At 40.7% G+C, this 6217-nt stretch carries 6 protein-coding genes; 1 reads left to right on the top strand and 5 read right to left on the bottom strand.

Annotated elements, in window-relative coordinates; genetic code table 11:
• Positions 1-300: 300 nt before the first annotated feature.
• The 5 genes from KA531_03775 to glmS all read right to left on the bottom strand — a co-directional run bounded on the left by KA531_03775 (position 301) and on the right by glmS (position 4968).
• On the bottom strand, positions 301-687 hold the full coding sequence (locus KA531_03775; GenBank protein ID MBP6005988.1) for a hypothetical protein: 387 nt from the start codon (positions 685-687) through the stop codon (positions 301-303).
• 168 nt (positions 688-855) lie between these two features.
• Positions 856-2115 carry an aminotransferase class I/II-fold pyridoxal phosphate-dependent enzyme gene (locus KA531_03780; protein MBP6005989.1) on the bottom strand — a complete coding sequence of 420 codons (1260 nt, stop codon included), beginning with the start codon at positions 2113-2115 and terminating at the stop codon, positions 856-858.
• 132 nt (positions 2116-2247) lie between these two features.
• A complete protein-coding gene (locus KA531_03785) occupies positions 2248-2526 on the bottom strand; it encodes an MGMT family protein (protein ID MBP6005990.1) in 279 nt (92 codons plus the stop codon).
• Positions 2519-3130, bottom strand: a complete 612-nt coding sequence (gene nadD, locus KA531_03790) for a nicotinate (nicotinamide) nucleotide adenylyltransferase (GenBank protein ID MBP6005991.1) — start codon at positions 3128-3130, stop codon at positions 2519-2521. Before nadD ends, KA531_03785 begins: the two co-directional genes overlap by 8 nt.
• A 5-nt stretch (positions 3131-3135) precedes the next feature.
• Entirely contained in the window at positions 3136-4968 is a 1833-nt protein-coding gene (gene glmS / locus KA531_03795) for a glutamine--fructose-6-phosphate transaminase (isomerizing) (protein ID MBP6005992.1), read from the bottom strand.
• A gap of 360 nt (positions 4969-5328) precedes the next feature.
• Between glmS and KA531_03800 the strand changes: the two genes are divergently transcribed.
• The coding region (locus KA531_03800) for a hypothetical protein (protein ID MBP6005993.1) at positions 5329-6217 on the top strand (889 nt) is incomplete at its 3' end.

The raw sequence follows: 6217 nt of genomic DNA on the forward strand, positions 1-6217 counted from the left end.
CTCTAGTCTACTACTGATACCATTTATGATCTGGAAACACCTTGGTATTAAGAGTCTGATCATCACTATTATCGTAACTTCAATAGTGATGATCATTGGACTCGTCATGATTATTATGGCAAGCGGGACTAGTCAAGCTGACCAGCCAATAATTGAACCTTATTATTACTGATAATAGTTTCTGCATCCAGACATTGTTCTAGCATAATGCCAAACAATCCGAGCATGGCAAAGGACTAATGTTTATAGTTGAGGATGAGGGGGAAGATGGTTGGGCTGACTATATGAATTTTTATAGAACTAAGCAGCTAAATCGTAGTCGCCTTGATTACCCTTATAGCCTTCTGTTGCCCTTGCCCGTTCCATTAATCCACCTAAAGTCTGAATACGTCGCCCGAGGAGATCCCATTGTCCTGGCGTAAGTCCTTCTGGCATCCTTGCAGAATCTCCCAATACAACTCTTAGTGCTTCATTGGTAAAACTAACTCGATCAGGATCAGGAGTAGTAGGTAATCCTGGATTTTCCATCCTACCAGGACTATCGCCGCCACGTCTACTAAGCCGGACCCCTGATCTACTATTCTTCTCAACTGGTGTCCCATCATAAGCCAGTCCTTCTGGAGCTTGAGGAATATGGTCAGATGATCTATTACTAGGTGTTTCTGGTGTGTGGTTCATTTTATCCATCTTGGGGTTTTTTGATTATAAAAATAATAAATAAGTTCTCACCAGAATACCCCTACTAGTGAGAACAATTTTGTTTGAACACTTTGTCTTGATAATATATATACCACAAATAATATAATATGTCAAACATAATGTCAATATTTTTTTATACCGAAAAGCCTACCCTATCTAGTAAGCCTTGGTATTGATGAGTTTTGCTAACAACTCAAACCCCTCTATGACTTCCTGATCAGGCCGACCGAAATTTAGCCTAATAAACTGCCTAGATTCTGGATCATCATGATGTTCTGGTGTAAAAAAGTGCCGGCCATCAACACTCAAGATACTATTCTGGTACAAGATCTGATAAAATTCAGATGAATCAACCTTCGACTGATCAAGCCACAGCCAAAAGAAAAATGAACCTTGATGCTGATGGAGCTTCCAGGGTAAATTGGAATCTAAATACTTGTCAAGCACTGATAAAGCCAGCTCAGACTTAGCTTGATAATAATCTTCTGCCGCAGCTACCAGCTCACTAAGCTTACCTTCTTCAATAATCCTTGAAAAAATCTTCTGCCCAAGATTGCCAGGCGACAGTGCCAAGATTGCATTTACCTGAACAATCTGACTAACTATCTCTGGAGCTGCAATCACAATACCTGTCCTAGCCATAGGTAGACCGATTTTTGATAGACTAAAGCTATAGATTATCCTTGGATGATAGCCCAAACTTGCTTCGACAAAGATGGCATTGGGCCAAGGCATCCCATAGGCATTATCAAGTATCAAATATGTCTGATATTGGTCAGCCAATTCAAGTAGCTTGTCCATATCTCGATCACTTAAAACATTGCCGGTCGGATTAGCCGGTCGAGATACCAACATAGCTGCGATATCGCCCTCTGTAAGCCTAGCCTCAATAGCTTCAAAATCTGGTCGATAATAATAACTATGCTCTGAAGCTATCACTTTCTTGCCATTGATGCCTACAATCATATCTGGCTCAAGCAATTGATCCATATAGCCTATATAATCTGGAAGTACCGGCAGAAGAATCTTTCTCGAAGAATCTTCCCCATTCCCTGCTAGGAGATTTAGTACCGTAAAGATCGCCTGCTGACTACCATTGGATATGACTATATTATCTTGATCAATTGGCCAATCATGTTTGGATCTAAAATACTGCACCAACAAGTCGATAAATTCAGCATTCCCTTTGGGCGTATCATAGTTGCGAATCATTGATGAAAAACTAGCTTTATCAAGCACCAAATTTGAAGCTATTTGATGGATCAAATCATCGACCTCGGGGATTTCGGCTGGATTCCCCCCGCCAAACATATACTTGATATCACCTCCATTGATAGCCTGACCCAACTCGTCCATCAAGCTATTGATACCCGTTTCCCCGGTGAAGGCTCGTGCGAACATCGACTTACTACTCATATCAACAGATTATAACTCGCTCATGCTTGCATTACAAATTATTTTTGTTACGATGTAATCAATCCCCTCTATCTTTATCAAGGTGAGGACAACATTAACTACTTCCTATCTCCATTTTATACTGTTGTGTTATTATTTGTCCTCACTCTTGAGATCGCTATAGCCTTCACCAATCAATCTTTGTCGCTTGGCATCTGAACCTCCGGAGCGATTGTATTGCCCAACCTGACCACTACTCCTAATCACCCGGTGGCAAGGAATATTTGGATCAAAATTTGCTCGCATTATACTACCAACTGCCCGATAGGCCTTTGGACTGCCGGCCAATCTAGCAACATCCTGATAACTCAAAGTCTGGCCTGGCTTGATATCTCTGACAATATCCAATACTTTCTCTCTAAAATCAGACATACAATTGATTCTCTTTGATGTACTCTAATACCCTGGGATCCAAATATTTCTGACCTAACTCTTTTAAATTGCCCCTGATATCCGTAGATGATATATTGGGCAATTTTAGGTCAGCAATATTGTATTGGATAGTACCTGGTTTGACATTATATCTGGCATAAAGTAGTTGAGAGAAATGCCCAATCTTCTCTACAATCCGTGAATCATTCCCTCGGATAAACACCTCAAATCTTATCAGGCGAATTAGTTCTCGCCATTCTGGCCAACTTCTTAAGCTCATGAAGCTATCTGATCCTAGACAAAAAACCAACTGGGAGTCCGGGCTATCACTTAGTACTTGATAGATAGTATCTATAGTATCAGTGGCACCTGGACGATTTATCTCCAAAGTAGAGATTATTAATTTACTACTTAGGTTCGACAAAGCCAATTTGAGCATTGCCAACCGATGCTCTGCATCAGTCACTTGATGATCTTTGTGTAGTGGCAAACCTGTCGGCATCACAATTACCTGCTGATATCCTTGATTGACTAGATATTGAATTATCCCATAATGTCCCAGATGGATTGGATCAAAAGTACCTCCATATATTGCTGATACCATAACCTCTATTCCACAGTAACTGATTTTGCCAAATTACGTGGCTGATCTACATCCCTATCTAACTTTACAGCCACATGATAAGCGATTAGCTGGGATACAACATTAAAAAGTAATCCTTGTGTCCAATCACTAACCCGCTTGACCCTAATAACATCCATTGTCCCCAGTGATAAGTCATGCTCGTCGCTATCAGTAATGACCAGAATATTACTAGTTCTCGCCTTGATTTCGGCCAGATTGGACTTTGCCTTGTCATAAAGAAAATTACTAGATAAAAAGAACACAACCAATAAATCTTCTCCCAGTAAAGCATTAGCCCCATGTTTCATCTCTCCTGCTGGATAAGCCTCCGCTTGGATATAACTAACCTCTTTGAGTTTATGCGAACCCTCTATCGCGATTGGGTATAGGCTATCACGACCGAGATACATCATATGTTGGAATTTGGCAATCTTACTAGAAATAAACTTGATATCCTGATCTAATCTTAGCACTTCCTCGATATCGTTCGCCAAACTACCTAAGGCTTGGATTACTTCCATAGAACGTTCAATCGAAAGCTTGCGATATCTACCTATCTCTAGACCAAGCAAAATTGTAGCAATAGACATTGAGCTAAAGGCCTTGGTAGAAGCTACTGATATCTCAGGTCCTGCATGCAAATAAATCCCTCCATCGACTTCTCTAGCAATTGTCGAACCAGCAGTGTTAATAATGCCTAGGGTCAGCATGCCTCTACGCTTCATTTCACGGAGTGATGCCAAGCTATCGGCAGTCTCACCAGACTGGGAATAAACCACCCCAAGCGTATTTTTGCTAGTAGCTGGATCACGATAACGAAATTCTGAAGCCATTTCAACATCTACTGGTATATTGAGCATTTTTTCAAGCAAGTATTTACCAAGCAATCCGGCATAATAGGCAGTCCCACAAGCTACAATCAGGATTCTATCCACTTCCCTGAGATAGTTATCGGGAAGATTTAACCCACCTAGATGTGAGCTAAAGTTTTTCTTGTCCAATCTACCCCTCAAGGCATTTATTACAGCCTCTGGTTGCTCCATAATCTCTTTGATTAGGAAATGATCATAGCCAGATTTCTGGATCTGACCAGGATTGAGTTCAATAGTCTCTGGAGTAACATCGCGAAGGTTATGATCAAAATCATATACTTGATAACTGCCAGCCCCTAGTATTGCATATTCTCCATCTTCAAGGTAGATTATTCGATCAGTATAGTTGATAATTGCCATTGGATCACTCGCGATATAAGTAGCCTGATCTGACAAACCTATCAGCAATGGACTAGCCTGCCTAGCTACAATCAACTGATCGGGTCGATCCTCAGTAATGATCGCAAGACCATAAGCGCCCTTTAATCTAGTAAGTGTCTGCTTGACTGCTTCTATAAAACTAAGTTCTTGATAATAATGATTGACTAATTGTGCCACTACTTCGCTATCAGTTTCAGAACTAAACTCACAACCGAGCTCAATCAATTCTTGTTTGAGCTCTTGGTAATTTTCAATAATCCCATTATGAACTATTGATATCTTACCTGCCGTGTGAGGATGAGCATTGATTTCACTAGGATCGCCATGAGTAGCCCAACGCGTATGCCCTATTCCTAGACTAATGGGATCAAAAGACTGACCCAATCTTGTCTCAAGCTCGGATATCTTACCTTTTGATCTAACAGTCTTAATCTGGCCACCTTTGACATAAGCAACTCCGACTGAATCATATCCCCTGTATTCCATCCGTCTCAGTCCTGTTACTAAAGCTTCCAGATTCTTTGAACTAGACTGACTAGAGACTAATCCAATAATTCCACACATACTTCCCCTAGTGTTAATGTCTTACGAGCTTTCATTATATCGTACTATATCTTCAAAGACAAAATTTCCTAGATACAAACTCTATTGCCATATACCCTCACGGCTTCAAAACTACCTTTTGCCCACGCTTACCCAAAACCTCGAGTACTTCAGGCTTGGCTCCTGGAGACTTAGAAATGCTTTTATCTGATGGAAGCGATGCTGATGGAGCGATGACAGCATAAAGGATAGTTTTGTATTCTGGGATGATCCTGAGGGTTCAGGGATTTTGGGTAAGCTGAGTATATATACCCACAAGATTGTACTTGACAACCTTGTGAGATTATTTATAAATAAAGGTAAATATGATATGATAATAGCATGAACCCTCCTGCAGAATGCAATGAACAATTCGGTCTAAAAGAACGTAAAGAACACGATCCCACCTCCCCAGACAGAATAGTTCGGTTTGTAGCATATGTCTTATCAGGAATTATTCGTAATAAGAGCAATCAATGCGTAGACACAGCAACACTAAGAACTGAAGTTGATAAATACGCCGATACCATAAGCACGGTATTAGAAAACGCTAGTCCTGAGCAGTTCAATACTGTTGACCGCCAAAAGCTACAGCAGGCACTGGGCTCACTAGTCAAAGAAAAGCTAAGAGTATTATCTATGCAAAATACAACTAACAGCCTAAAATCCTATCCTAAAATCTTAGAGCTATACTGGCTTAGCAGAAAAAGTCGTACACCAGAACAAATCGAAGCTAAACTCCAAAAGGCTCTTGCTATAGCTAATCATTTCAAGATACCTCTAGGGGTTGGGTTAATGCTTAGCTTTCAGGGAGCATCTGTCGAGGGTATCCTGTCCTTACAAAACTCTCCTGTGATTACTAATGCAGGTTTTTCGAATGCAGACTTGATCAAGGTGCTAAGCTCAGACTTGACGGCCTATAGTAAATATACACTGCTTGCGGCATCTAACTTGGTCTTAAGGCTTAGACCAACCAAAAGCACCTTAAAACTCGTCACTTGTAGTAATAGTATTTTTGATATTCATACAAAACTCGAGGTTATGCTTGATGATGAGTTTAAGGAACTGAAGGATCAGTTCAGGGGTAGTTCTTTCGGGCTTGCTTTGCAAACTGGTTCTGCTGAGGATCTGAGGGCAAAACTCAAGGTTATCCTTGATGATGAGTTTAAGGAACTGAAGGATCAGTTCAGGGGTAGTTCTTTCGGGCTTGCTTTGCAAGCTGGTTCTGCTG

The organism is Candidatus Saccharibacteria bacterium (genome assembly GCA_017983775.1).
Taxonomy (GTDB): domain Bacteria; phylum Patescibacteriota; class Saccharimonadia; order JAGOAT01; family JAGOAT01; genus JAGOAT01.